The organism is Acinetobacter sp. ANC_7504 (assembly GCF_056779995.1).
Map to the genome: position 1 here is coordinate 1 of NZ_JBWYIZ010000001.1, position 26,807 is coordinate 26,807.

The following is a 26,807-nucleotide window of genomic DNA, read 5'->3' on the forward strand; positions in this document are numbered from 1 at the left end:
GTAACACAGGTGAATCTCAGCCAGAGAGCTTCGAGGTTGACACAGTAGCGCCTGAATTAACCATCGATGAGCTTAAGCCAACAAACGATACCACTCCTGAAATTACTGGTAAAACAGAACCGGGAGCGATAGTTGATGTTGTGATCAAAAACAAAGACGGTGAAATTGTCTCTGAAGGTAAAGCAGAAGTTGATCCTGAAGGTAACTGGACGTATACACCGACTGAAGAATTACCAGAAGGTCATTACGATATAGAAGTAACTCCGACTGATAAGGCGGGTAACAAAGGTGATACTTCTAAAGAACAGTTAGAAGTTGATACAACACCTCCTTCTGACATTACTATTGATCCAATTGGTGGTGATGATTTCGAATCGAATGATCCTCAACCTGAAATTACAGGAACAGGTGAGAAAGGTTCGCTAGTGGATATCGTGATCACTGGTCCAGATGGCTTCGAAGAGAAGGCCACTGTTGAAGTTGGAGAAGATGGTAAATGGTCGTATAAACCAGAAGCTGAGTTGGAAGAAGGTGACTACAAAATTAAAGCTACTCCTAAAGATGAAGCTGGAAACGTAGGTAATCCAACTGAACAAGATTTTGTAATCGACTTGACACCACCAGATATCGATATTGATCCGTGGGAAGATGATAATGATCCTTGGTTAGATATCGATCCTTGGGATGATGAAGAAGCTGCATGGGATGTGAGTGAAGCTGCATCTGTACAGGCAGTATCATTAGCTGCTGAGCCTCAAATTGCTGCATTCTCTGCTTTCGCTGCACGCTCATTATTTATTGCTGAACCAGTAGTAACAGCATCTCAAGTAACGGCGGTTGATCCAAGTATTAATTATACTAATGATCCACAACGTACGATTAGTGGTAATACAGTAAATAATCCTAAAGAGGTTGCTGTAGAGATTAAAGATGCTAACGGTGCTGTGGTATCTAGTGGTTTAGCAGTGTTGTCTGCAGGCCGTTGGAGTTATAAACCAGCAGAACCTTTAGCAGATGGTATATATACACTTGTAGCCACTGCACGTGATGCTGCTGGTAATACTAGCCGTACAGTTTCTTTAAAATTTGGTGTAGATACACTTTCACCTGATTTGTCAGTTGAAGAGTTATATCCTACAAACGATACTACTCCAGCAATTTCTGGTTCAACTGAACAATATTCTAAAGTTCAAGTCGTGATTAAAGATAAGAATGGAAATACTGTTGTAGATGCACCAGCTTCTGTAGATAGCTCAGGCAATTGGACATTTACACCGCCAAGAGATTTAGCGGATGGAAATTACACAGTTGAAGTAACATCTACTGATTTAGCTAAGAACAAAAAAACTGAAACTCAGCAATTAACAGTTGATACTCAAGCTCCTGATGCTGTGATTATTAATCCAATTACAGATCCAAGTGACTTGAAACCAGTATTAACAGGTAAAGCTGAAGCGAATACTACTGTCGAATTAGTGATTAAGGACTCTACAGGTCGAATTATTGATTCTGCACTTGTTCCTGCTGATCAAAATGGTAATTGGACATATCCAATCAACAATAATTTACCAGAAGGTACAATTATCGTTGAAGCTAAAGCGATTGATGAAGCTGGAAATGTCGGTCCTTCATCAAGCATCGGCTTCGATTTGGATGTGACTCCTCCAGATGCTCCAACTGCAACATTTAATGCAGATGGTTCATTAGTAACAGGTACTGCACAGGCTTTATCAACTGTTAAAGTAAAAGATGTAAACAACAACGTGATTGGTACAACCACTGCGGATAGCAATGGAAACTACTCAATTAAGTTGATACCAAGTTTGAACGATGGACAAAATGTATCTGTGACTGCTTCTGATGTAGCGGGTGAATCTGCACCACGTCAAGTGACTGCTCCAAACATTCCGTTGGATGCCATTGATAATGTTGCTAAAGCTGGTATCGAGTACGAGTATCCTGTTACAGAGAAGTTCATTAAAGATGCGATTTCATATAACTGGTTGATTGGTTTCCTCGGAATTACGCTTGGTAAAACGAGTGGTGCTACAGAGTTTACAATTGGTGCAAACAAAACTGCAGATGTGCAGCTTCAAGTAAAATCGGCATCATGGGGAACATTATTAGACTCAGTATCAATTGTTCTTTACCAGCAAAATAGTTCTGGTAAGTGGGTACCAATTGCCGATAATAAATCTGCAGGATTGTTTGATTTCATTGGCTTATTTGGAGAGGTTGCTCATATCAATTTAGATGATTTACCTGCAGGTAAATATCGTATTGAAATGAGTAATGGTAACCTTGCTTCTTTACCAGGTTATGTACAGACTAATTTAGTAATTAAAGAAACTGATACAAGTACAACGCCTGTTGTGAAGTCAATCACTGAAGCGAAAGGTAATGTGATTACTGATCTTGATGCTGTACATGGTAAAGATCTTGTAGTTGCCGGTGCTGTTGTGAAAGCTGTAAATGGTGTTGCGATTAATGGTGCAACAACAATTAAAGGCGAGTTTGGTACATTAACTATCGATGCAAACGGTACATACGCTTATAAGCCAAATGCAAACCTAAACGCGATTGGTAAAACGGATGTCTTTAAATACACGATTACTGATCCTGTAACTGGTAAGTCTGATACAGCTCAATTAGTACTTCAAATTGATTCTAAATCAGGTTCACCATTGGCTTGGAGCAAATTCACACCAGAAGCAAATGCGAATGATGCTGATGCATTGGCGAATGAAACAGCAGGTAAGTTTAATTCTACTTACTTGAATGAAACAGTTTCTGCTAAAGGTTTGGATAAGTTGATCTTTAATGTGTTAAATGACAACAGCCATAACGGTGGTAACGGTGTTGACACAATCAATGACTTCCAATTAGGCAGCAATGTGAAGATTGATGTTTCTGAGTTGTTATCTGATAGTGCAACTGCTCAAAACATTGATAAATTCATCTTTGTCGAGAAAGATGGAAACAATACGAAGTTAAGTATTGATCGTGATGGTGCAGGTACAACTTATAACAAGGTTGACCTCATTACTTTCAACAATACTGATGTTTCACTTCAAGACTTGTTGAACAAAAACCACTTGTTGTTCTAATAGACTAATGTGAAAAAGAGGAACTTCGGTTCCTCTTTTTTTATTCTTGAAAAAAATGGGACATTTAAAATGTCCCATTCATTGTCTATAACTTATTTGAGTAGATTAAGAAAATTTAAATAATGTTGTACGAGGATTTGTTCTTGTTCCAATATTGGTGTATGACCTACACCTTTTAAGATGATAGGCTCTTGAGCATTTTTCAGTAATCCTTTCAGTTCAGCTGCAGCTTCTACATTAATAATTTGATCACGATCTCCCCATATGATGAGTGATGGTTGATCGATTGAACGAGCCGCTAGCGCAAATGTTTCAGGTGTAAATGATTTGGACATGAGAATAAGTTGCTCGACGAGTTTCGTGTTATTCGTAACATTGGATATCATGAGCTTTTCTTGTTCGACTTTCAGTTCGTTCGGTATAAATGGAGGTTGCTGCGTAGCAATTTTAAATAACCGATCAAAATCTCCAGGTTTAGAAACGATAAAATTTTTGAGTAAATTTGGGTCTTTTAAGTAAGGCGTATTGGCTGATTTAAATACACCTGCACTGTTAATGAGTAGTAATGATTTAGTATCGATTGGATACTGAGCTGCATAAAGTAATGCTACAGCACCGCCCATGGAGTGACCGGCAACATTTAGATTTTGATCAACATGAATGGCTTCCGCAAAGCGACGTAATTTTTCGGTTAGATTTGGAATTGAATAATCAAAATCTGCAGCTACTTTACTATCACCTTGTCCAGGTAAATCAGGGATAATGATGTGATAATGTGGTGTCAGATAGCGAGCGACTCGGTTCCAATTATCCCGACTGCCTGCAAGACCATGCACAAGCATAAGTACTGGTTTGCCTTTGGTTCCACCTTCACTGTAAGCCCAATCGATGTCGGAGACTTTAATGCGCTTGGTATTCAGTCCAGCCCAAGCACGTTCTTGTTGTAAAATATTTTGTATATTTATACTGCTTGGCGCAGCTTGAGTTGTCGATGTAATAGAGATTGTACCGACTGCAATTGAAGCAGCAAGTAAGTGTGAAAATATCCTTTTCATTGTATTTCTCTGTGTATTGTTATTGTGCAAATTTAGATTAAGTGAGTCTGTTATGAAATGCATTTGCTCAAATCAATCATCCGATAAACTATAGGTCAATTATTGATGAATCGATCAGTATCAGCGGAAATGGCACAGTTGATCTTGGCCACAGTATCACAAATTCCTTATGGGAAAGTAGCCAGTTATGGCCAAATTGCTGCGATGTCAGGACTGCCTAAACATGCCCGGTTGGTTGGTCGTGTTTTGAATCAATTAGATGTGAGTAGCGACTTGCCTTGGCATCGTGTCATTAATGCGCAAGGTAAAATTAGTCATCAGCGTTTGGATGATCAAGGTTTTAATTGCCAGCAAGCTAGATTACTTGAAGAGGGAGTTGTGTTTAACAATGGCAAAATAGATTTCAAGATTTTTGGATGGTTCGAGTAGCTCCGTATGACGGTATACGGAGCTATCCGTTATTATTGCTTTACGACAAAAACAGGTACATTGACTTCGGTGATGAGGCTTTGTGCGACACTGCCCATAATTAATTTCTTGAATCCTGTGCGACCGTGCGAGCTGATAACAATAAGATCAATATTAAGATTATCAATCGCTTTCATTATTGTGCGGTGAATACTTTCTCCTTCGAGTATTTTAGTCTCTACATCTATTCCATATTCATTAAACTTTGCTTTAGCTTGAGCTAGGTTATCTTCAATAAATTTTCGTGCTCGTTCAATTAAAAGATTTGACTGCCCATCTGAGAGATATTCGGCTGCGATATAGGGATCGAGTGTCATCACTTGAACAACGGTAATTTTGCTATTAAATGCTTTAGCCAATTCAACAGCATGCTGAACGACGTTGAGTGCTACTTCTGAACCATCCACTGGAACAAGGATATTTTGATAACTCATGTTGTTCTCCTTTTTAACCGTTCTATTTAAAAGTGTATAAGTTCATCATAGACCTAAATTGTTCAAAATAAAACCAAGTGTAAAGCTATGGTTTTTTATATTAAGTTATTGTTTTTGATTTATTATCTTAAAATTTTAGAGATATAAGATGGTAACGAACTATGAAGAATGAAATTTGATTAACTGAATCATAAAAAGATCAATTTGAAAATATTGTGATGGGTAGAGATGTAATTAAGGATGCGTCAGATATCTTTATAAAGTATGGAGTCTATAATTAGAATTAAAAAGTATAAGCCTTACTTTAGCGACTATATTTTGAAAACCCACTCCGTTTGAGTGGTTTTTTTATGTCTTTAAGAGTGATAATGATAAGATATTTGGAAAATAAGCAACTGAATTTTAACAACAATGAAAGATTATCCAGTAAATATCATTCATGATGATTTTGAGAATATTGAAATCGCTTGGGAAGGCGATTTATGGGATCGTCGTCGTCTAGGTGAGCAATTAGAACGTTATGTAGATCGCTTAAATTGTGGTGCTGTTCTAGCTTTAGATGCTCGTTGGGGTGAAGGTAAGACCTGGTTTGTAAGGCATTGGAAAAAGCATTTAGAAGATCAAAGTCACCAAGTTGTTTATTTAGATGCTTTTGCCAATGATTATTTAGATGATCCATTTTTGACGATTGCAGCAGAGATTAGCCATGCTTTGAACGATGCAAATGAGATCGATGATGCTGATATTAAAGATTTTAACTCTAAGACTGCTTCGGTATTAATTTCTTTGGCGGCTGTCATGCCATTAATTGCTGCAAAAGCAGGTTTGCATTTGGTAGGACTAGGCGGTGCAGGTGAAGCTTTACAAGAGGTCTATAAAGAGGGCAAAGATGTATATGACACAGCAAGTGAAGAAATAGCCAATAAAGTTAAAGAGCACATTGAGAAGAAGATTGAAAATCATCATATCGAAAAGCAAACCATTCAAGATTTTAAGCAAGAGCTCGCTGAACTTGCTGCAAAATTAGAAAAGCCATTGGTATTTATTATTGATGAGCTAGATCGTTGCCGACCTGATTTTGCTATTCGTTTAATTGAAAGGATTAAACATTTTTTTGACATTCCAAAAATTGTTTTTGTTTTGGTAATGGATAAAACCCAATTTTCAAAAGTGGTTTGTCATAACTATGGTTATGATGAAAGTCTTGGTGAAGAATATTTAACAAAGTTTATTGATTTTACTGTTGAATTTCCTAACTTAGGAAAGACGCAGTTGTATGAAGAGGTAATAGCACAGCAGTTATATCGTATCGGCGAATTAACATCTGTAGATACTAAAAATGAATTGTTTTTTTGGATTTTAAGTTTGCAATCTAGCAAAGAATACAATTCTAGAGAGTTGGTGAAAAAAATTAATCAATATGCACTCTTGAGAACAAATGATTTCAAGCTTAATCTAATTTTAATTGCTTTCATCTTTGATGAAAATTTTAATATTTCAGCTAATTATTTGCATAAGATAATTGATTATTTATTCAACTATTTAAACGGCGATGAAAATGGATATACGACAAAATCTTATTTTATCCGACAGCAATTATTGAACGAAAAAAATATCGATGACATTATTATTTGCAATTTGTATGAAACACTTTTAGATATAGAAGAAAGATTTAAGACTGTAGGGCAAAAGGATCATAAAAATCAAACTCTTCAAAGGTTCTTGAGCCCTTATTGTATTAGTAAATTAAAAGATATTAAGGATTTTAATTCGATTTGGATGCAATATATAAAAACAGGACTATTTGAAAAATATTGATAATTTTTCAATATCATCGGTCTGCAACTGTTCACGCATTTTTAAAAACTGCTTTTCATCTAAGTCATATAGCTTAAGAGAAAGCAATTTTTTAATATCTTGTTCAGGGAAACGGTATTTAATAATTTTAGCAGGTACACCACCGACGACAGCATAAGGCGGTACATCTTTGGTCACGACTGCACCTGTAGCAACGACTGCACCTTCACCAAGTTTTACCCCTTGCATAATCATGGCACGACTACCAATCCAACAACCATCACCAATGACAGTATCGCCAGCAGGCACAAAACTACGCGTATCAAAAGGAAATGCTGAAATCCAGTCGGTACGGTGTAACTGATTTCCACCCATCATGATGACACACTCAGCGCCAAAACAGACAAAATTGCCAATATAAAGCTGATCGATGGGTTTTTCTGGTGTCGAAGGTTTGTCATGTAGATAACGCACTACACAACGCTCAAAACCTTGATCCCAATAGGCTGAGTAATAACTGTAATTGCCTTTAATATGAATATTCGGATTTTTGACTGTTTTAGAGATAAATTCGAATTCGCACCAGTGATTGACAGGGGAGTTGATCAGCTTTTCAGACATGGTGAAATAAAAGGAGAATATTTCAGGGCATTATATACCAATTAAAACTTACATCCTGAATAAAAACTTTTATATTCATTGAGCATTAGAAGAATGGAAAAGCTATGTTTGTTGAAACAGAATTTAGAGAAGATAGACCTGAAGAAATATATAGAATAATAAAGGAGTATCCTCTTGCATCTTTGGTCGCACAGACTCAAACAGGGTTAATTGCTGAACATATCCCGCTCATATTAGTAGATGAACAAACATTGAGAGGACATGTTTCATTGCAGAATACACTATTCAATCATTCGATTTTGAATAATCAAATACTATGCATCTTTAAAGCAGAGGATGCTTATATTTCACCGAATTATTATCCTTCAAAATTTGAAGATCACAAAAAAGTACCTACTTGGAATTATCAAGTCGTACACATTAATGGTGAAATTCAGTTTTATCATGATCAGAAAACTAAACTTGCAGTATTAGGTCAACTCACCCAACAACATGAACGTATCACGAATGGTAAAAATGCTTGGAAAATGGCAGATGCACCAAAAGATTTCTTGATGGAAATGCTCAACCATTTTGTTGTATTTGAAATTAAAATTGAAAGAATCATTGCTAAATCAAAACTAAGTCAAAATAGAGAGGAAAAAGATTTTCGTAATGTTATTACGAAGCTTCATGAAGCTGGAAAAGTGCATCTAGCAAAAACAATGAATCAATTAAAATGAAAATAAAAAACCCCTCATCAGAGGGGTTTATAGCCTAAAATATCAAGAATTAAAGATATTCTACGCTCACAATTTCGTATTCAACTTCACCTTGAGGTGTCGTAATTTTAACTTCATCGCCTTCATTTTTACCCAAAAGACCACGCGCGATAGGGGAATTCACAGATATTTTGTTAATTTTAAAATCTGCTTCGTCGTCACCAACAATTTGATACGTTTTACGTTCTTCAGTATCCAAATTTTCAATTGTGACAGTCACGCCAAAAACAACGCGTCCATTTTGCTCAAGTTCTTTAACGTCAATCACTTGTGCAGCACCCAATTTTCCTTCGATATCTTGGATACGGCCTTCACAGAAACCTTGTTGCTCACGTGCAGCGTGGTATTCCGCGTTTTCTTTAAGATCTCCGTGTTCACGCGCTTCAGCAATCGCTGCTGTAATACGAGGACGATCTACAGTTTTAAGTTGGTGTAATTCTTTCTCAAGCGCTTCTTTGCCTTGAGGTGTCATAGGATAACGTTGCATAGTTGTCCCTCAAAAAAGTAAGTATGAAAAAATACTAAGTCTATAAATGAAAAAAAGCCCGCCACCAAGAGGTGACGGGACTTCTTGGTAGTGTATTAACCTACTGTTTGTAAGTCTTGCAAACGATATACATCCATTGGCAATTTGATTGCTAAAGCTTGGCAAACTGCATCTGCACCATTAAGGGTAGTCGTATGATAGACCTTACCTTGAAGTGCAGAACGGCGGATTGAGAACGAATCCTGCTGAGCTTGTTTACCTTCTGTTGTATTGATAATGAGGTGTATTTCGCCATTTTTCAAGCGGTCCACAATATTTGGACGACCTTCAGTCACTTTATTTACACGTTCACATTCAATACCAGCCGCTTTGATGACATCGTATGTGCCACCAGTAGCAAGTATTTTGAAGCCAAAGTCAGCAAGTTGTTTTGCAATACCAGCTGCACGTGGTTTATCAGAATCACGTACAGAGATGAACGCATGTTTAACTTCACCTTCCGTTGGAAGACCTGGTAAACGCTCATTTGCACCTAATACAGCTTTATAGAACGCTTCACCAAATGTTTTACCAACACCCATTACTTCACCTGTAGATTTCATCTCAGGCCCAAGGATTGGATCAACACCAGGAAACTTGTTGAATGGGAACACTGCTTCTTTAACAGAGAAGTGCTCAGGGATAATCTCTGTAGTGAATCCTTGAGATTCTAAAGATTGACCCGCCATACAACGTGCAGCGACTTTCGCTAAAGACTCACCGATACACTTAGATACAAACGGAACTGTACGTGATGCACGTGGGTTCACTTCTAAGATGTAAACGTCTTCGCCTTTAACAGCAAACTGTACGTTCATTAAACCAACAACACCAAGCTCTTTCGCCATCGCGATCGTTTGACGGCGCATTTCGTCCTGAATCTCTTTAGAAAGAGAGTAAGGAGGGATCGAACATGCAGAGTCACCTGAGTGGATACCTGCTTGTTCGATGTGCTGCATGATACCGCCGATCACCACGTCTTTACCGTCAGATACGCAGTCTACGTCAACTTCGATCGCGTCGTCTAGGAAGCGGTCAAGAAGAACAGGGGCATCGTTAGAAGCTTGAACAGCATCACGTAAATAGCGACGTAACTCTTCATCGTTGTATACGATTTCCATCGCACGACCACCAAGTACATATGATGGACGTACTACAAGTGGATAGCCAACTTTCGCTGCTTCAGCCATACCTTCTTCAGCAGATTTTACAATGCTGTTGTTTGGTTGACGAAGTTGCAGACGTTGAATCATTTGTTGGAAACGTTCACGGTCTTCTGCACGGTCAATCGCATCAGGAGATGTACCGATAATTGGCGCACCAGCTTCTTCTAAAGCACGAGCCAATTTAAGTGGTGTTTGACCACCGTACTGTACGATGATGCCTTTTGGCTTCTCAATACGTACGATTTCTAACACATCTTCAAGCGTAATTGGTTCAAAGTATAAACGATCTGAAGTGTCATAGTCAGTTGAAACTGTTTCAGGGTTACAGTTCACCATGATAGTTTCATAACCGTCTTCACGCATTGCAAGCGCCGCGTGTACACAGCAGTAATCGAATTCGATACCTTGACCAATACGGTTAGGACCACCACCGATCACCATGATCTTGTCTTTGTTAGATGGGTTAGATTCACACTCTTCATCGTAAGTTGAATACATATATGCTGTGTCTGATTCAAACTCAGCAGCACATGTATCTACACGTTTGTAAACTGGAGTTACGCCCAAGTTCCAACGGTGTTTACGGAATTGTTTTTGTGAAATGCCCATCAAGTTCGCAATGCGAAGGTCAGATAAACCTTTACGTTTAAATGAACGGATGTTGTCCGCATTTAGATCGCCAAAACCTAAAGTTTTGATTTGGTTTTCTGTTTTGATGATGTCTTCGATTTGGATCAAGAACCATTTGTCGATCTTAGTCGCTTGGAATACATCTTCTAATGTAAAGCCGTGACGGAATGCGTCAGCCACGTACCAAATACGCTCAGGACCCGGAACACGAAGTTCTTGTAAGATTTTCTCACGCGCGCCTTCAGCACCCACTTCGATTTTTTCATCAAAGCCAGTTGCACCCACTTCAAGACCACGAAGTGCTTTGTTCATAGACTCTTGGAAGTTACGACCAATCGCCATCACTTCACCAACAGATTTCATCTGTGTGGTTAAAGTTGCGTCAGCTTGTGGGAATTTCTCAAAGTTGAAACGTGGAACTTTAGTTACAACGTAGTCAATCGCAGGTTCGAAAGATGCTGGAGTTGTACCGCCAGTGATGTCGTTTTTAAGCTCATCAAGGGTATAACCAACCGCTAATTTCGCAGCGATTTTCGCAATAGGGAAACCAGTTGCTTTTGAAGCCAATGCAGAAGAACGAGATACACGTGGGTTCATCTCGATCACAACCATACGACCAGTATTTGGACAAATACCAAACTGTACGTTAGAACCACCTGTTTCTACACCAATCTCACGCAACACTGCTAAAGATGCATTGCGCATTAATTGATATTCTTTATCTGTTAATGTTTGTGCAGGTGCAACAGTGATTGAGTCACCTGTGTGTACGCCCATTGGGTCAAAGTTTTCAATCGAACAGACGATGATACAGTTGTCGTTTTTGTCACGAACAACTTCCATCTCATATTCTTTCCAACCAATTAAAGATTCATCGATCAATAATTGTTTGGTTGGAGAAAGATCGAAACCGCGTTCACAGATTTCAAGGAATTCTTCTTTGTTGTATGCGATACCACCGCCTGAACCACCCATGGTGAATGATGGACGGATAATCACTGGGAAGCCGAAACGTGCTTGAATTTCTAAAGCTTCTTCCATTGATTCAGCGATTGCTGCTTTTGGACATTCAAGACCAATTTTACGCATTGCTTGGTCGAAAAGTTTACGGTCTTCCGCTTTTTCGATCGCTTCTTTCGTTGCACCAATCAATTCAACATTGAATTTTTCTAAAATGCCATGCTCATCAAGGGCAAGGGCACAGTTCAATGCAGTCTGACCACCCATTGTTGGAAGAACTGCGTCTGGGCGTTCTTTCTCAATGATCGCTGCAACAGTTTGCCAAGTGATTGGCTCGATATACGTTGCATCTGCCATTGCAGGGTCAGTCATGATCGTTGCAGGGTTAGAGTTTACCAGAATTACACGGTAACCTTCTTCACGTAATGCTTTACATGCTTGTGCACCTGAGTAGTCAAACTCACACGCCTGACCGATAACAATTGGACCAGCACCAATAATTAAGATGCTTTTAATATCCGTACGCTTTGGCATTATTTGCTCCTCAATTACTTCTTAGATGCTTCAATAAGTTCGATGAAATGATCGAACAATGGTGCGCAGTCATGTGGACCTGGGCTTGCTTCTGGGTGACCTTGGAAACTAAACGCAGGCTTATCTGTACGATGAATCCCTTGAAGAGTTTGATCGAACAATGATTTGTGCGTCGCTTTAAGGTTTGCAGGTAATGTTTCTGCATCCACTGCGAAGCCATGGTTTTGAGAAGTAATCATCACTGTACCATCTTCGATGTTTTGTACAGGATGGTTCGCACCATGGTGACCATGAGGCATTTTCACCGTTTTAGCGCCAGAAGCGAGAGCAAGAATTTGGTGACCCAAGCAAATACCAAATACAGGTACGTTACGAGCATCTTCAACAATTGTTTTTACAGCTTCAATTGCATAGTCACATGCTGCAGGATCGCCAGGACCATTCGATAAGAATACGCCATCTGGATTTAGAGCAAGAACTTTTTCAGCAGGAGTTTGTGCAGGTACAACAGTTAATTTACAACCGCGGTCTGCGAGCATACGTAAGATGTTGGTTTTGACACCGTAATCATATGCGACAACATGAAATTTTGCTTCTGGTTGGGAGAAACCTTGACCTAATTTCCAAGAACCTTCAGTCCATTCGAAACCGTTTGGATCACAGCATTCTTTCGCAAGGTCTAAACCATTCAGACCGCCGAATGCACGAGCTTTTTCTAAAGCTTCTTCTTCTGTAATATTTTCACCAGCTAAGATACAACCGTTTTGTGCACCTTTAGCACGTAAAATACGTGTCAGTTTACGTGTATCAATGTCAGCGATAGCGACAACATTGTGAGATTTTAAGTATTCGCCTAAAGATTGCGTAGATCGGAAGTTGCTGTGCAATAAAGGTAGGTCACGAATGATCAATCCGTTTGCCCATACTTTATGAATTCGACCTGACTCAGCGTCTTCATCATTACAACCTGTGTTACCAATGTGTGGATAGGTAAGCGTAACAAGCTGTTGTGCATAACTTGGGTCAGTCAAAATTTCTTGATAGCCAGTCATGGCAGTGTTGAAAACGACTTCACCAGTCGTACTACCCGATGCACCGATTGACGTTCCTTTAAAGATCGTACCATCGGCAAGGGCTAAAATTGCTGGGGTGCTCAAACCAAAGCTCCTGAAATTTAGGCTGTAAAAAAGCGAGTAGACGAAAAAAAAGGAAGGCTACTTTAAAACCCACCCTCCTTACATCTGCTCGCTTGAACTTAACACGGCATTATACGCAAACACCTTGATAAAGTCCACGTAAATAAACCTGAATTCGTCAGATATATACCTTGTAATTTGTTTAAAAGTCTGCTTTTTAAACTTTGGACAAAAGTCTAAGAATGTAAGAATTGTTTAATAATTCAAAAGTTAAGTTTTATCACGATTTATCAAAATTTATGTAGACTTACAATTAATAAGCTAAGTTTCTGAAACAGAATAACAAAGCTTCTGAAAAGCTGATTTGTTAAATAGAACAAATGTTGAAGTTGCTCCAAATGCTTCCTAAAAGTCCGAAAAAAGTACTAATTAGGTCAATTTACAAGTATTTTAGAAAGGACTGATTAAATATGGAAAATAGAGGTAAATATTGAATTGCTTGTTAAAAGCGTAGGTTCAATTATTTAAAGATGAAATTGGTAGTTAGCATGCTGGGTTTTAAAAATTAAACCGAGATCGAATTTAAAGAGATTTGACGCTACTTCGGTGTTTGTGAAAAAATATTTAAGAGCAGATTTGGCTGTTCAAGTGATTAAGGACAATTTTGAAATTAGAAATGAATAACAGGAATTACAAATATAACTAGATATAACACGTTGAGATCAGCTGTATAAAACTTAACTCTAAAAGAGGTGGGAAGAGTCTACAACTATAGAACTGAAATATTGGGGTAAAAAAATAGTGAGATTAAATCTCACTATTTTTTTTTAAAACTGATGCAACCAATCGCGCTTGTTATGGAAGTCAGCCTCAGGACTACTATGCTGCATCGCATAATAATGTTTAGCTTGCGATGTGTTTAATACAGCGGATAAGCCAATAAAAATATCCTGCCATTTCAATTTATGTTTTAACATAAACTCCGTTAGATCAAGGCTCACATTTAAACCATAGTGCGTCTTTTTGAGTGAATTCAGTTCTATGTCATAAGCTGCTTGAGGTGGCATATCTTCAGGGTAACGATACTCTTCAAATTGATACGCTTGCCAAGCTTGAGAAGGGGAGAGATTGACTTCACGATAAAAGTCCTGATCTTTCACCCCAATGAAAATTTCAAAGCAGGTTTCTTCCCAAAGAAAATCTCGTCGTGGATGACCAGCTACAATTTCCGGATAAACTAAGTATTGATTTGGGTCACGTAACCAATAGCCCACATTTAGTGTGTATGGACTCGCTTGTTCAATTGCACCAACCAAGGAGATATCAAAGTAACGGTCAAAAGAATTTAGTTCGTAACTTGCCATTCAATGCAACTCAAATTAATTAGAAAGATGTGCGTGGCGAACAAGATTCGAAAGTTTAGGATTTTGTTTTGCCGCTTTCTTATATAAAAGTGCAATCTTTCCAATGGTTTGAACAACCTCTGCACCAGTGACTTCGGCGATTTCAGTAATGACTGCTGCACGAGCATCACGATCTTCACCGCCAATTTTTACTTTAATTAACTCATGATCATTTAAAGCACGTTGAGTTTCTTCAATGACATTTTCAGTTAAACCTTGACCACCTAACATTACCACTGGGTTAAGTGCATGTCCGATTTGACGCAAACGTTTGCGTTCCTGAATTGATAAAGCCGCCATAAAGATAACCTAATTTTAAAAACGACTTAGTATAGCAAATCAAGAGATCAAACGCTTATGTTTCTCAGAAATAATCGATCAACTTAAATCAAAAAAACATAAACGATAATCTTGAATTAGATACAGATGAATACTGCAAGGGGGATAAAATTCACGTACAATAAAAAGTTAGAAGATTACGTGTATTTAAAGAGTTATGGCAACACGCATTACCAATCAGAAGTTATCCAAAAGTAGTCGTGCGTGGATGAGAGAGCATTTAGATGACCCGTTTGTGAAAAAAGCACAAAAGGAAGGTTATCGTGCGCGTGCTGCATATAAATTGCTTGAAATCCAAGAGAAATACAAAATCATTAAACCTGGTATGACTGTCGTGGACCTTGGTGCTGCACCTGGTAGTTGGTCCCAAATCGCCGGAAAATTAGTGGGTGATAAAGGTTTAGTGATTGCATCAGATATTTTGGAAATGGATGCACTTCCAGATGTGACGTTCCTGCAAGGAGACTTTCGAGAAGAGGAAGTTTTCGAAAAATTGTTAAATATTTTAAATGGACGAACTGTAGACGTTGTAATTTCAGATATGGCCCCCAATACATCAGGTAATAAGGCCGTTGATCAACCTCGACAAATTTATTTGTGTGAACTTGCATTAGACTTTGCCAATAAAGTTTTAGGTCCGAAAGGACAGTTTGTTGTCAAAGTTTTCCAAGGAACTGGTTTTGACGAATTCCGTAAGGAAGTTGTAGACAGTTTTGAAGTATTAAAAACTGCAAAGCCTGCTGCTTCGCGTGCTCGTTCGAAGGAAGTTTTTTTAATTGGACAGGGCCGTAAAAAGAAATCGCAATAAAGTGACTTGCCAAGTCGCTAAAAAATGTGCATTTTGTACCTTTTGAATATTTTATTGCGAAATTGATTTACTCGCTTTTTGTTAAAGGTCACCCAATTTTGGGCATGATCAAATTAGATTGATATGGGAATAAAGCTTTGAGCGATCTCTTTAAGAATGCCGTTTTATGGCTTGTTATACTTGGTGTGCTGATATTAATTTTCAGCAACATTAGTGACCGTGATAAGCCTGCTGCATTGAACTATTCAGAATTTGTTGCAGCGGTTAATGCTGGTCAAATTAAACAAGTTACCATTGACGGTGAACGAATTAGTGGCGAAAAAGTAAATGGTTCTCCATTTGAGAGTATTCGTCCTGCGGTTCAAGATCCTGAGTTAATGCCGAATCTCATCAAAAATAATGTCGTTGTTGAGGGCACTGCTCCGCAACGTCAAGGTTTATTGATGCAGCTTTTGATCGCAAGCTTTCCAGTACTTTTAATCATTTTGTTATTCATGTTCTTTATGCGCAACATGGGTGGCGGTGCTGGTGGTAAAAACGGCCCGATGAGTTTTGGTAAGTCAAAAGCAAAAATGCTTTCAGAAGACCAAATCAAAGTCACTTTCACAGATGTTGCGGGTTGTGACGAAGCGAAACAAGAAGTCGTTGAAATTGTTGATTTCTTGAAAGATCCAACAAAGTTTAAGCGTCTTGGTGCGAGCATTCCTCGCGGTGTCCTGATGGTAGGTCCACCGGGTACAGGTAAAACTTTACTTGCGAAAGCGATTGCTGGAGAGGCTAAGGTTCCATTCTTTAGTATCTCAGGTTCAGATTTCGTAGAAATGTTCGTTGGTGTTGGTGCATCACGTGTACGTGATATGTTTGAGCAAGCGAAACGCCATGCGCCGTGTATCATTTTCATTGATGAAATTGATGCGGTGGGTCGTCATCGTGGTTCAGGTACTGGCGGTGGTCATGATGAGCGTGAACAAACCTTGAACCAGATGTTGGTAGAAATGGATGGTTTCGAAGGTAATGAAGGTATCATCGTTATTGCTGCGACTAACCGTGCTGACGTTCTAGATAAAGCTTTGCTTCGTCCGGGACGTTTCGACCGTCAAGTGATGGTTGGACTTCCAGATATTAAAGGTCGTGAGCAAATCCTGAATGTGCATTTGAAAAAATTACCTTCAGTGACTGGTGTGGATGTCAAAGTATTGGCACGTGGTACTCCAGGGTTCTCTGGTGCGCAATTGGCAAACTTAGTCAATGAAGCTGCGTTATTTGCTGCACGTCGTAATAAAAATACGGTCGATATGCATGACTTTGAAGATGCAAAAGATAAGCTTTATATGGGGCCAGAGCGTAAATCAATGGTTCTTCGTGAAGAAGAGCGTCGCGCAACGGCTTATCATGAAGCAGGTCATGCGATTGTAGCTGAAATGCTTCCAGGCACAGACCCAGTACATAAAGTCACGATCATGCCACGTGGTTGGGCATTAGGTGTAACTTGGCAGCTTCCAGAGTTTGATCAAACCAGTCATTACAAAGACAAAATGTTGAATGAGCTTTCTATTCTGTTTGGTGGTCGTATTGCAGAAGAAATTTTCATTAATCAGATGTCGACTGGGGCTTCTAATGACTTTGAACGTGCAACAAAAATGGCGCGTGCAATGGTGACTAAGTACGGTATGTCTGACAAGATGGGTGTCATGGTTTATGAAGAAGATGCTCAACAGTCATTTATGGGTAGTCTAGGTGGTCGTACTATTTCTGAAACGACTCAACTTGAAGTTGATCGTGAAATTCGCCGTATCCTAGATGAGCAGTACAAAGTTGCACGTGATATCTTAGAAAATAATAAAGATATTGCCCATGCGATGGTAAAAGCTTTGCTTGAGTGGGAAACGATTGATCGTGATCAAATCCGTGACATTATGGAAGGTCGTGAACCTCAACCACCTAAGGTATATGTGGCTGAGAATCCAATTGTAGATGTAACCCCTACAGATGGTCCTTCAACGCCTCCACCTTTACCAGCAAGCTAAAATGAAGGAGCCTCTTATGAGGCTCTTTTTTTTGTGTTGAAATTATCCCTCATGTTTAAATTTTACTTGATATCATGTGAATAGATTTTCTAGGAACATCAATATGCAACTTATCTCTTTACCTAATCAGATTCTTAAATGTGGTGCATTGGAACTTGATTTGTCAAAGCCTCATGTAATGGGTGTGTTAAATGTAACGCCAGATTCGTTTAGTGATGGTGGTAAACACAATAGTGTAGAGGCGGCACTAGAGAGAGCAAAGCAAATGATTGCTGAAGGGGCGAGTGTTATTGATGTAGGTGGTGAGTCAACTCGTCCTGGCGCATCTGCTGTTGATGTTCAAGATGAAGTAGATCGTGTAGTTCCGGTCGTTGAAGCGTTGTCAAAATTGAATGTAGTGATCTCAATCGACACTTCTCAACCAGAAGTGATTAAAAAGGCGGTTAAAGCTGGAGCGCATATTTGGAATGATGTCAGAGCATTAACAAAGCCACATGCTTTAGAAACAGCTGCGGAATTAGATATTCCAGTCATTATCATGCATATGCGTGGTGAGCCAACCACAATGAACCAGTTGGATCAATATGATGATATTACTTTAGATGTGATTTCAGAATTGCAAACTCGATTAGATGCAGCATTAAATGCAGGAATTAAACCTGAAAATATCATGATTGATCCGGGTTTCGGATTTGCAAAAAATGCACATCAAAACCTGAAATTATTAAAAGAGTTGTATAAATTAAATGAGTTGGGCTATCCAATGCTTTCTGCATTATCTCGTAAGCGATTTATTGGTGAAGCTTTAGGTGGTGTACCTGCCCATGAACGTGCAGTGGGTTCGGTGACGGGGCATCTGTTAAGCATACAGCAAGGAGCATGTATGGTCAGAGCACATGATGTAAAAGAAATGGTGCAAGCTATTCAAATTTGGGCAGCAATGAATAGTGTTAGTTAAATTAAAGGCAGATTTAAGACGGTTAAAATCATCAATGAAAATATTAGCTTAGTTATACTTTGATTAAAAGTGAGATTTACTCCTCGTTTTTATTGTTGGTTTAATGTCTAGCTTGTGTTATATAAGCTCGGTTTTTGTTAATGCTATTACTTGAGCTTTAATATGTTGAATGATGTACTTCTCCCGATGTTCGACGATGAATATTATCCTGATATTCTCGTGGCTGAAATTCAGCAACTCATTGAAAAATTCTCAAAGAAGGTATCTAAGGTGAATTCCGATGCTGAGATTTATCAAATCGCCAATGATATTGTGGCGGAAATTAATGAGATGAAACCTCAGTTCGAAGATCTTGATTCTTCTCTTGATGATGCAGCAGCAGACTATATTGCTGAGGCAATGATGATGGTCGTTCAGGAAGAGGGATTCTTAGATATCGAAATGGAAGAACTTGTTTCAAATAGAGAGTGGTAAATCGCTCTCTATTTTTTTGTGTTGTTATTGTTGTGGCTAAACGCTAGGCATAAAAAAACCAGCTTACGCTGGGTTCTTTATTTACACCATTATTCTCTATCAGAAGAATGGTGCCCGAGGCCAGACTCGAACTGGCACGCTTTGAGGGCGGGGGATTTTAAATCCCCTGTGTCTACCGATTTCACCACTCGGGCATGTGCGCAATAATAGAGGACACTTTTAAGCTTGGCAAGAGAAAATCGTATTATTTGCTTTCTTTTCAATCAACTTGCATTTATTAGATTAAAAAATATAAATTTTGGGGCGATGGTTTATGATATTTGTACATTAAATTGTCATCTGATTGCAATTTTAGCTTCATAAATACGGTTTAAGTTCGAAGTTAAAATAACTCGCCAATTCGTAAATAAAATGAAAAATAAAATCTCAAGACGCGCATTAATTAAAAATTCATTGGCTGGATTAGGTGCGATTTCACTGCCTGTTCTGATTACAGCATGTAATGGCGATGGTCAAACCAGCAATGAGCATAAAGTTGATTTTTTGCATGGAGTGGCGAGTGGAGATCCATTACAGGATCGAATAATTCTTTGGTCGCGAATAACACCTACAGATGTGGCGGCAACATATGAATTAGATTGGGAAATTGCACTTGATGAGAATTTTTCAAATATTGTTCAGATGGGGAAAATCAAGACTTCTGCTGCTAAAGACTTTTGCTTGAAAGTCGATGTACTTAATTTGAGTGCCGATACTCGTTATTATTACCGATTTAAATATGGGCAGATACATTCTCCAATTGGTCGTACGAAGACCTTAGCAACCAAGTCCAATGCGGTTAACTTTGCGGTATGCTCATGCTCAAATTATCCTGCTGGTTATTTTTATGTGTACCGTGAAATTGCGAAGCAGGACGTGGATGCTGTGCTGCATCTGGGTGACTATATTTACGAATATGGCAAAGATGGGTATGCAGCTGAACAAGCCGAAAAGCTTGGTAGAACACTCGATGTGGATAATCAAAACGAGATTTACCATCTAGAAGATTATCGAAAACGTTATGCAAAATATCGAACAGATCCTGATTTACAAGCGGTTCATCAACGTCATCCATTTATTCTGATTTGGGATGATCATGAGCTGACAAATGATGCATGGAGAGCTGGTGCGCAGAATCATCAACCTGATTTAGAGGGAGATTTCGTAGCACGAAGAACAGCAGCCCTAACCGCTTATTTTGAGTGGATGCCAATCCGCGAAAAAAGCAATAACGATATTCTTCATATTTATCGTCAGTTTAATTTTGGTGATTTAGTTCAACTTAATATGCTAGATACACGTATGTTGGCACGAGATGAGCAACTGGCTTTTGCTTCATTTATGGATGGTGAAAATCTAAATGTTGAGCAATTTAGAGCGGCATTATTGAATGAGCAGCGACAGCTAATAGGGATAGATCAGTTAAATTGGTTGGCGAATAGTCTTCAGAGTTCTCGTGCAATATGGAATGTATTGGGTCAGCAAGTATTGATGGCGAAAATGTTGGTACCTGCTGAAGTATTGCAAATATTAAATGTTGCCAAAAGTGGAATGGTAGATGACAACTTTTTAATAGAAGCTCAAAAACGTCTGATGGAGTTGGTCGCGATTAAATTGCGTTATAAAAATAGTGACCCGAGCTTAACTGACGCTGAATTATTAAGAATCCTAACCGTGATTCCTTATAATTTAGACGCTTGGGATGGTTATTATGCTGAGCGTGAGCGTGTTTATGCTTTGTATGAGCAGTATCAGAAGAAAGTTGTTGTGTTGGCTGGAGATACCCATAATGCGTGGGAGTCTGCATTACATCAACAAAATGGTGAGAAGGTGGGGATTGAATTAGCAACAAGTTCAGTTTCTTCACCAGGTATGGAGAAATATCTCAATTTACCTGAGAACTTAATGCAACAATTTGAACAAGTGTTTATCCAATTGATTGATGAATTAAGCTTTTGTAATTTGAATCAACGAGGCTATTTAAAATTGAGCTTTGATTCTACGCAATTGAGTGCAGATTGGTTGTTTTTAACAGATATTCATTCACAGAAGTATCAAGTTGATCAACTCAGATTGCACTCAACAACGTATGATACCAATTTGAATATAATTAAAGTAATGCAGCAAGCAAGTTGATCGTAGCGCTACATGATGCTATCGATATATTTTTCTATATCGGTATGCTTGTAGCGCATACACAATTTGTTTTCATAGTTCATCAAATGAACATAAAGTTGCGCATTTTTTTGTTTTTGTTCAATCAATAATTGATGCTGCTTTGAGTTTTTGGATGAAAAGATTAGTTTTAAGTAAAGCTTAAAATTTTGTTTATAACTCCAGAAAGCCACTCTACGAATTTCTTGAATGTAGTAATAGTTTTCTTTAGAAGTATTTTCTCGGAATAAATTCTCTTTATAAAATTTAACGAAACCAAAATTCATAGCGAAATAAAACAAAATTCCCTGTAAGAACCAACTTTCCATAAAAGCGATATTTAAACTTTGTAAAAGAATGAGGATGGTCAGTTTGAATGGGGTATTTTTAAGTTGCTGGTAAGTTGAGATGCTACTATGCTTGATCTGTTTGAGGATGATTGGCGTAATCAGCATAAAAAATAACATGATACACAACACAGCACTCCCGCCAGATTGAAAGCCTTCTAAAAAAACAATGTGTTGTTTAAGCAAAAGGGTTAACAAATATGAGCAAGGGAGGAAAATCATTAATGCAAGTGCAAGCGGGATCAGTTCTTTACGCTCATCTAGAATCCCTTTGGTCTTTAACTGACTATAGAGCAAGAAGTTTTTTTTAAACGCTTGAGGATATTGTTGTTTTAGTTCTTGAAGATATTGAGCAACTTGCTGATTTTGATTCATTTGAATATGAAATTCTGAAGATGAGTGATTATAGCAGATGAGTTTAAAGAAAATGCAGACATAAAAAAACCAGCTTACGCTGGGTTTTTTATTTACACCATTATTCTCTATTAGAAGAATGGTGCCCGAGGCCAGACTCGAACTGGCACGCTTTGTGGGCGGGGGATTTTAAATCCCCTGTGTCTACCGATTTCACCACTCGGGCTTAACAAGATGGAGGCGGAGGTCGGAATCGAACCGGCGTACACGGAGTTGCAGTCCGCTGCATGACCACTCTGCCACCCCGCCATGTCTTGTTGATGCGTATATTAACAAGCTCTGAAAAAAAAACAATAGTGCTTTTATTCGTATGTGCAGAAAAACAGCATATAACGGAAATTATTTAAAATATTCATGTAGAATGTGCGAAATTGATTCATATCAACACTTGGGAGATGTGCCGTGGCATTAGTTTTAGATGGTCGTGCATTGGCAAAACAAATTGAGGCTGATTTGTTAACTCGCGTAGAAGCGTTAAAAGCAAAATCAGGACGTACTCCAATTCTTGCGACGATTTTAGTAGGTGACGATGGTGCATCTGCAACTTATGTGCGTATGAAGGGTAATGCATGCCGCCGTGTTGGTATGGATTCACTTAAAGTTGAACTACCAAAAGAAACGACGACAGAACAATTGCTTGCTGAAATTGAAAAACTCAATGCAAATCCTGATGTTCACGGTATTCTTTTACAACATCCAGTACCTGCGCAAATTAATGAGCGAGCGTGTTTTGATGCGATCTCACTTGAAAAAGATGTGGATGGTGTTACTTGCCTTGGTTATGGTCGTATGGCAATGGGTGAAGCGGCTTACGGTTCTGCGACACCTGCAGGTATTATGATGATTCTGAAAGAAAACAACATCGAAATCGCAGGTAAGCATGCGGTTGTTGTAGGTCGTTCTGCAATTTTGGGTAAACCAATGGCAGCTATGCTTCTCGAGGCCAATGCTACTGTAACGATTTGTCACTCTCGAACACAAAACCTTGCTAGCTTTGTGAAGCAAGCGGATATCATTGTGGGTGCAGTCGGTAAAGCTGAATTGATTCAAAAAGATTGGATTAAACCTGGTGCAGTAGTTGTTGATGCTGGTTTCCATCCACGTGATGGCGGTGGTGTGGGCGATATTCAACTTGTTGGTATTGAAGACATTGCTTCAGCTTACACACCAGTACCGGGTGGTGTAGGTCCAATGACAATCACAACGTTGATTCGTCAAACAGTTGAAGCAGCTGAAAAAGCTTTAGGTTAATAGTATCTCCCTCTCTTGCGCCGTATACGGCTCAGGGAGAGGGTCGGGGTGAGGGTATTGAGTTAGATAAATCCTCTCACTAACCCTCTCCTTTAAAAAAAGGAGAGGGAACTCTCTTTATTAATTTAGGTTTCGTATTTGAAACTCTAATTTTGCATGTTTAAAAATAAAATCCAATGAGCTGTACTTTCCTATTTCCTAAAGCGCCTGAACATTTACTCAAAGCCTTACATGATGTGATTCCACATTGTGAACTTCATGCACAGCAACTGCCTGATACACCAATTTCACTTTGGCTCATTCCACCCGTTTTTCCAATCGATAAGCTAGATGATGAAGTTATTCGTCGTATTTGGAATGATACGCCATATTGGATTTTCTGTTGGGCATCAGGTTTAGCAATGGCACAATGGTTATTGGCTGAACCGCATCATGTGAAAGACAAAGTGGTTTTAGACTTTGGCGCAGGTTCAGGCGTAGTCGCGATTGCAGCAAAAATGGCAGGGGCAAAGCGTGTCATTTGCTGTGATATCGACCAAGTTAGTTTGGATGCGTGTCGTGCCAATGCTGAATTGAATGATGTTGAGCTTGAATATTTGGATGACTTATATAAAGCTGAGCAGGTTGATATCTTGTTGGCGGCTGATGTGTTGTATGACCAGTGCAATCGTTTCTTCTTAGATGAGTTTTTAAAATTTGCACCTGAGGTGTGGGTGGCGGATAGTCGTGTAAAAAACTTTAGTCATCCGAAGTATGAAAAGCTTGATGAACGCAGTGCAACGACATGGCCAGACTTGGATGAATCACCTGAATTTAGAAATGTCAGTTTTTATAAGACACTCAATGAAGTACATTGAGTGTCCTAAGTTTAGAGTGTGCAGTTAAAGCGAACGACTTGTAAGAGGCTAGGCTTAGTTTCTAAAGAAAGACGTGTATTGTAGTCTTCATTGCTGTATAGGCTTTGAGTGTTTGAGAGTCCGAATGATGTTCGTGATTGACCAATTTGAACCTGTTGAGTTTCTTGAGTTTTATAATTGGGATTAGCAATTTCATTTACACTCAAAATGGTGGTTTTATATTGTTGAGTGTGCCCTAGAACTTGTTGGCAAGTACGTTGTAATTTGTATTCATCAATATTTTGGTTGGCGCGTGCAGAGAGGGTATACGAAATAGTGGCAGAATTCTCTGATTGATTTTCAATTTGATATCCTGTAGCTCCATTGTGCTGTCGCGGAACAGATTGACAGGCTGTAAGCATAAGGGTGATTAAACAAGAGCCAATCATTTCTATTTTTTTCATTATCTGATCCTAATAAGCTGTTTAAATCAGTATGCCATAAGTGTGACAACTTATTGGTACTAATAAACGTTACTAAATACACTTTATTCAGTTTGTTTGAAGTAAAAAAAAGGTCACCGAAGTGACCTTTTTTCTCATCATGCTTAAGCAGATTTAACCGCTTCTAAAAGCTCAGCTTGACGTTTTTTCAACGCTTCTGGTAAACGATCACCAAGTTTGTTAAATAATTCAGTATGGCTTTCAAGTTCTTTGATCCATTGCTCTTTGTCTTGAGAAGTCACAAGGTCAAATTGCTCTTTCGTAAAGTCTGAACCAGTCCAGTTCAACTGTTCGTAAGTTGGAACACGACCAATTGGAGTTTCAACAGCGTCAGCACGACCTTCACAGCGATCGATAATCCACTCAAGAACACGCATGTTTTGACCGAAACCAGGCCATACAAAGTTGCCTTCAGCATCACGACGGAACCAGTTCACGTTGTAAATACCAGGAAGCTTGTTACCAGCAGCTGCAGCTTTCTCGCCAACTTTCTCACCCATTTCTAACCAATGTGTGAAGTAGTCAGCCATGTTGTAGCCAGCAAATGGAAGCATCGCAAATGGATCGCGACGAACAATACCTTGTTGACCAACAGCAGCAGCAGTTGTTTCAGAACCCATTGTTGCAGCTTTATAAACACCGTCAACCCAGTCAAATGCTTCTGAAATTAGAGGCACTGTGTCTGCACGGCGACCACCAAAGATGAACGCAGAGATTGGAACACCTGCTGGATTTTCCCAGTCAGCATCAATAGAAGGGCATTGACCAGCTGAAACTGTGAAACGCGCATTTGGATGAGCTGCTTTTTCTTCACCAGTATGTGGTTGACCTTTCCAGTTCGTTAGGTTGGCAGGTGCTTCTTTAGAAAGACCTTCCCACCATACTTCACCGTTGTCAGTCACGGCAACGTTTGTATAGATCACGTCTTTATGAAGCGTAGCCATACAGTTCGGGTTAGTCTTCGTATTTGTACCAGGAGCTACACCGAAGAAACCTGCTTCAGGATTGATTGCATATAAGCGACCATCTTCACCTGGTTTGATCCAAGCAATATCGTCACCTACAGTTTCAATCTTCCAACCTTCATAACCTGCTGGTGGAATTAACATTGCAAAGTTTGTTTTACCACAAGCAGATGGGAATGCAGCTGCGATGTAATGTTTTTCACCTTGTGGATTTGTCACACCAAGGATGAGCATGTGTTCAGCTAACCAGCCTTGTTGACGACCCATGAATGATGCGATACGTAATGCTAAGCATTTTTTACCAAGCAATGCGTTACCACCATAACCAGAACCAAATGACCAAATTTCACGAGTTTCTGGATAATGAACGATGTATTTTTCTTTGTTGCAAGGCCAAGCAACGTCTTTTTGACCTTCTTCCAATGGTGCACCTACAGTGTGTACACATGGAACAAATTCGCCATCAGTGCCTAGAACGTCATAAACAGCTTTACCCATGCGAGCCATTTTAGACATGCTGACTGCAACATAAGGAGAGTCAGTAAGTTCGATACCAATGTGAGCAATATGAGAACCTAAAGGTCCCATAGAGAAAGGTACAACGTACAAAGTACGACCTTTCATAGAACCGTCAAATAAACCGTTTAATTTTTCACGCATAACCGCTGGAGCTTCCCAGTTGTTAGTTGCGCCAGCATCTTCTTTGTTTTCAGAGCAGATAAAAGTACGGTCTTCAACACGAGCAACGTCAGAAGGATCAGAGTTTGCAAGATATGAACCAGGGTGCTTTTCTTGGTTAAGCGCTTGCATTGTGCCGTTAGCGATCATCAAGTCGATATAACGTTGATATTCTTCTGCGCTACCGTCACACCATTCAATTTTTGCTGGTTTTGTTAGTTTAGCAATCTCTTCCACCCAAGCAATAAGCTTAGGGTGACGAACGAATTCTGGTGCGTTCACTTGGGTCATGGTGAGGCCTATATCAAAAGTGTACAATGTGGTGTACAAATAATATCTAGATGCTGGTTTGCAGACTCTAGATTCAGTATGAAAAAAAGTGGCTGTATTAAAGCATATTTTCTTAAAAAAAATAA

General features: G+C 39.0%; 22 protein-coding genes and 3 tRNA genes. 11 read left to right on the plus strand and 14 right to left on the minus strand.

The genetic code is table 11. The annotated features are described in order from the left end of the window. On the plus strand, nt 1-3,107 hold a 3,107-nt coding region (locus tag AC1M9F_RS00005), incomplete at its 5' end, for a BapA/Bap/LapF family large adhesin (RefSeq protein ID WP_481596724.1). 92 nt (nt 3,108-3,199) lie between these two features. Here the strand turns inward: AC1M9F_RS00005 and AC1M9F_RS00010 are convergent. Next, nucleotides 3,200-4,162 (minus strand): alpha/beta fold hydrolase, encoded by a 963-nt coding sequence (locus AC1M9F_RS00010; RefSeq protein WP_481596725.1) that lies wholly within the window; start codon nt 4,160-4,162, stop codon nt 3,200-3,202. A gap of 105 nt (nt 4,163-4,267) precedes the next feature. Here AC1M9F_RS00010 and AC1M9F_RS00015 point away from each other — a divergent pair, with 105 nt between their 5' ends. Beyond that, complete coding sequence (locus AC1M9F_RS00015; protein WP_481596726.1) at nt 4,268-4,591, plus strand: MGMT family protein; 324 nt, start codon at nt 4,268-4,270, stop codon at nt 4,589-4,591. A 32-nt stretch (nt 4,592-4,623) separates the two neighbouring features. Here AC1M9F_RS00015 and AC1M9F_RS00020 read toward each other — a convergent pair whose 3' ends face one another. Then, nucleotides 4,624-5,064, minus strand: coding sequence for a universal stress protein (locus AC1M9F_RS00020; RefSeq protein WP_481596727.1), 441 nt, complete (start codon nt 5,062-5,064; stop codon nt 4,624-4,626). Nucleotides 5,065-5,475: 411 nt separating this feature from the next. Here AC1M9F_RS00020 and AC1M9F_RS00025 point away from each other — a divergent pair, with 411 nt between their 5' ends. Then, complete coding sequence (locus tag AC1M9F_RS00025; RefSeq protein WP_481596728.1) at nt 5,476-6,882, plus strand: KAP family P-loop NTPase fold protein; 1,407 nt, start codon at nt 5,476-5,478, stop codon at nt 6,880-6,882. Here AC1M9F_RS00025 and AC1M9F_RS00030 read toward each other — a convergent pair. Continuing rightward, complete coding sequence (locus AC1M9F_RS00030) at nt 6,865-7,482, minus strand: CatB-related O-acetyltransferase (protein WP_481596729.1); 618 nt, start codon at nt 7,480-7,482, stop codon at nt 6,865-6,867. The two genes, AC1M9F_RS00025 and AC1M9F_RS00030, sit on opposite strands and share 18 nt — an antisense overlap. Before the next feature lie 104 nt (nt 7,483-7,586). Here AC1M9F_RS00030 and AC1M9F_RS00035 point away from each other — a divergent pair, with 104 nt between their 5' ends. Further along, a complete protein-coding gene (locus AC1M9F_RS00035) occupies nt 7,587-8,204 on the plus strand; it encodes an FMN-binding negative transcriptional regulator (protein ID WP_481596730.1) in 618 nt (205 codons plus the stop codon). Between the two features lie 49 nt (nt 8,205-8,253). Here AC1M9F_RS00035 and greA read toward each other — a convergent pair whose 3' ends face one another. The 5 genes from greA to yhbY all read right to left on the minus strand — a co-directional run bounded on the left by greA (nt 8,254) and on the right by yhbY (nt 14,898). Next, complete coding sequence (greA, locus tag AC1M9F_RS00040; protein WP_035266896.1) at nt 8,254-8,730, minus strand: transcription elongation factor GreA; 477 nt, start codon at nt 8,728-8,730, stop codon at nt 8,254-8,256. A 95-nt stretch (nt 8,731-8,825) separates the two neighbouring features. Then, on the minus strand, nt 8,826-12,059 hold the full coding sequence (carB, locus tag AC1M9F_RS00045; protein WP_092765926.1) for a carbamoyl-phosphate synthase large subunit: 3,234 nt from the start codon (nt 12,057-12,059) through the stop codon (nt 8,826-8,828). Between the two features lie 14 nt (nt 12,060-12,073). Continuing rightward, on the minus strand, nt 12,074-13,216 hold the full coding sequence (gene carA, locus AC1M9F_RS00050; protein ID WP_035266900.1) for a glutamine-hydrolyzing carbamoyl-phosphate synthase small subunit: 1,143 nt from the start codon (nt 13,214-13,216) through the stop codon (nt 12,074-12,076). Between the two features lie 806 nt (nt 13,217-14,022). Next, nucleotides 14,023-14,559 (minus strand): DOMON-like domain-containing protein, encoded by a 537-nt coding sequence (locus AC1M9F_RS00055; protein ID WP_180028122.1) that lies wholly within the window; start codon nt 14,557-14,559, stop codon nt 14,023-14,025. 15 nt (nt 14,560-14,574) lie between these two features. After that, nucleotides 14,575-14,898, minus strand: a complete 324-nt coding sequence (gene yhbY, locus AC1M9F_RS00060; protein WP_035266903.1) for a ribosome assembly RNA-binding protein YhbY — start codon at nt 14,896-14,898, stop codon at nt 14,575-14,577. Nucleotides 14,899-15,094: 196 nt separating this feature from the next. Between yhbY and rlmE the strand changes: the two genes are divergently transcribed. The 4 genes from rlmE (at nt 15,095) to AC1M9F_RS00080 (ending at nt 19,204) form a co-directional block, all read left to right on the plus strand. Next, entirely contained in the window at nt 15,095-15,745 is a 651-nt protein-coding gene (gene rlmE, locus AC1M9F_RS00065) for a 23S rRNA (uridine(2552)-2'-O)-methyltransferase RlmE (protein WP_035266905.1), read from the plus strand. 137 nt (nt 15,746-15,882) lie between these two features. Next, nucleotides 15,883-17,772 (plus strand): ATP-dependent zinc metalloprotease FtsH, encoded by a 1,890-nt coding sequence (ftsH, locus tag AC1M9F_RS00070; protein ID WP_035266907.1) that lies wholly within the window; start codon nt 15,883-15,885, stop codon nt 17,770-17,772. A gap of 103 nt (nt 17,773-17,875) precedes the next feature. Then, a complete protein-coding gene (gene folP, locus AC1M9F_RS00075; protein ID WP_481586561.1) occupies nt 17,876-18,730 on the plus strand; it encodes a dihydropteroate synthase in 855 nt (284 codons plus the stop codon). Between the two features lie 162 nt (nt 18,731-18,892). Beyond that, nucleotides 18,893-19,204: a DUF5713 family protein gene (locus AC1M9F_RS00080; protein WP_035266912.1), complete on the plus strand. Its 312-nt coding sequence runs from the start codon at nt 18,893-18,895 to the stop codon at nt 19,202-19,204. A gap of 108 nt (nt 19,205-19,312) precedes the next feature. Here AC1M9F_RS00080 and AC1M9F_RS00085 read toward each other — a convergent pair. Beyond that, nucleotides 19,313-19,398, minus strand: a tRNA-Leu gene (locus AC1M9F_RS00085). Between the two features lie 217 nt (nt 19,399-19,615). On the opposite strand from AC1M9F_RS00085, the gene AC1M9F_RS00090 reads away from it, so the two are divergent. Next, nucleotides 19,616-21,379 (plus strand): alkaline phosphatase D family protein, encoded by a 1,764-nt coding sequence (locus AC1M9F_RS00090; protein WP_481596731.1) that lies wholly within the window; start codon nt 19,616-19,618, stop codon nt 21,377-21,379. A gap of 8 nt (nt 21,380-21,387) precedes the next feature. On the opposite strand, the gene AC1M9F_RS00095 is transcribed toward AC1M9F_RS00090, so the two are convergent. From AC1M9F_RS00095 to AC1M9F_RS00105, 3 genes are all read right to left on the minus strand, one after another. After that, a complete protein-coding gene (locus tag AC1M9F_RS00095) occupies nt 21,388-22,119 on the minus strand; it encodes a hypothetical protein (protein ID WP_180028125.1) in 732 nt (243 codons plus the stop codon). Nucleotides 22,120-22,238: 119 nt separating this feature from the next. After that, nucleotides 22,239-22,324 (minus strand) — tRNA-Leu (locus AC1M9F_RS00100). 9 nt (nt 22,325-22,333) lie between these two features. Next, nucleotides 22,334-22,407, minus strand: a tRNA-Cys gene (locus tag AC1M9F_RS00105). Nucleotides 22,408-22,560: 153 nt separating this feature from the next. Here AC1M9F_RS00105 and folD point away from each other — a divergent pair. Both folD and AC1M9F_RS00115 read left to right on the plus strand, forming a co-directional pair. Next, nucleotides 22,561-23,409: a bifunctional methylenetetrahydrofolate dehydrogenase/methenyltetrahydrofolate cyclohydrolase FolD gene (folD, locus tag AC1M9F_RS00110; protein ID WP_481596732.1), complete on the plus strand. Its 849-nt coding sequence runs from the start codon at nt 22,561-22,563 to the stop codon at nt 23,407-23,409. 176 nt (nt 23,410-23,585) lie between these two features. Beyond that, nucleotides 23,586-24,266: a class I SAM-dependent methyltransferase gene (locus AC1M9F_RS00115; RefSeq protein ID WP_481596733.1), complete on the plus strand. Its 681-nt coding sequence runs from the start codon at nt 23,586-23,588 to the stop codon at nt 24,264-24,266. Nucleotides 24,267-24,277: 11 nt separating this feature from the next. On the opposite strand, the gene AC1M9F_RS00120 is transcribed toward AC1M9F_RS00115, so the two are convergent. Beyond that, nucleotides 24,278-24,709 carry a hypothetical protein gene (locus tag AC1M9F_RS00120; protein ID WP_481596734.1) on the minus strand — a complete coding sequence of 144 codons (432 nt, stop codon included), beginning with the start codon at nt 24,707-24,709 and terminating at the stop codon, nt 24,278-24,280. Between the two features lie 143 nt (nt 24,710-24,852). Beyond that, the gene (locus AC1M9F_RS00125) at nt 24,853-26,682 is read right to left on the minus strand and encodes a phosphoenolpyruvate carboxykinase (GTP) (protein WP_481588545.1); all 1,830 of its coding nucleotides are present in this window, start codon (nt 26,680-26,682) and stop codon (nt 24,853-24,855) included. Nucleotides 26,683-26,807 lie beyond the last annotated feature (125 nt).